Here is a 1,201-nt window from a genome sequence, read left to right as displayed (position 1 = left end):
AGGGCGCGAGCATACTTTGTTAAAAATGTTAACCAAAAAGAAGTTCTTCTCTAAAAGCATCATCATAACAAGCTCTTACACACTTACTTCTTATTGACCCCTTGCTTTTCGTATGCTGCTTTATCATGTTCCTAACGACGCGTCTAAATAGTGCCATATGTTGCGCACTTAATGGCTCATTTATTTGACAGGCATCTTCTTTAAATACGACATCCAGTATCCAGTGTTGCTGATTTTCTATCAGCCAATGTTGTCTTATTGCTTTACTTATCAATATATTGTCTGTCAACGATGTTAGGTAGTAATGTGTGTCAATACTCGTTCTATTACCCTTCGTTCGCTCTCGCTGCACCGCAACGATTGTCCTAACTGATGGCCAGCTCTCTTTAATTTCACTCGGTAATAAACGCGCATCAAGACAATCTATCGTGCGTACTTCTTTTCGCCCATGCCCTGCATCTTGTGTTACATGACTAAGTATCTCTGAGTTTTCAGATTCATACTGGTGTGTAAATGCATCTTGAATCGCGCTATAAAGTTTCTTTTGATTACCCTTTGCTTGCACTAGATAATCTGCATGTCTGCTAATTAGCTGTTTTAGCGTTTCTTTTTGGCAGTGCAAAGCATCAAGTGTAATGACGGTGTTATTGATATCGAGTATTTTCAATAAATCCCGAACTGCCGGTATTTCATTCGTCTTACTGCCAACTGTTTGGTGGAATAATGTGAGACCTGCCTCACAATCAAATGCTGAGACGAGGTGTAATTTATCAGCAATGTGTTTACTTGCTCCGCGAATAGTTTTGCCATCGAAGGCAATGACAGGATGCGCTGATTTAACGCGGTTTTGATTGACCCAGCTATACATCGCGAGTAGTAATGAGTCAGTATCAACGGTTCTAAAAATCCGAGCAATACTATGTCGAGTGGGTATGCCATTTTTGAAAGAACGAAATCCTCTTAACCAATTAAGCTTACTTTCGCCATAGACTTCAATATCTTGCCAGTTTTCACACCCTGATGTAACGGCAGTAATAATAAGAAAAAGCACATCAACTAAGTTATGGTGTTGATTTATATGTGAACGATTATCTTTGACGAGTTCTAAATGTGAGAAGAGTGACATAATAAGTTTAAGGTGATTAAATTTATGGTATTAGATCATAAAATTTGTTTATTTACAAAGTGTGATCCCGCCCTG

General features: G+C 38.6%; 1 protein-coding gene. It reads right to left on the bottom strand.

Annotated elements, in window-relative coordinates:
- Window positions 1-28 precede the first annotated feature (28 nt).
- Window positions 29-1,126, bottom strand: coding sequence for an ISAs1-like element ISPsesp1 family transposase (locus tag P4S71_RS22920; RefSeq protein ID WP_096792602.1), 1,098 nt, complete (start codon window positions 1,124-1,126; stop codon window positions 29-31).
- Window positions 1,127-1,201 lie beyond the last annotated feature (75 nt).

It is taken from the genome of Pseudoalteromonas sp. B62, assembly GCF_037162565.1.
Taxonomy (GTDB): Bacteria; Pseudomonadota; Gammaproteobacteria; order Enterobacterales; family Alteromonadaceae; genus Pseudoalteromonas; species Pseudoalteromonas fuliginea.
This window is presented reverse-complemented; position numbering and strand designations above follow the sequence as displayed.

What these genes read in the sequence shown, in the direction of transcription:
- P4S71_RS22920 (WP_096792602.1), bottom strand. Translation starts at nt 1,126, where the DNA reads ATGTCACTCTTCTCACATTTAGAACTCGTCAAAGATAATCGTTCACAT.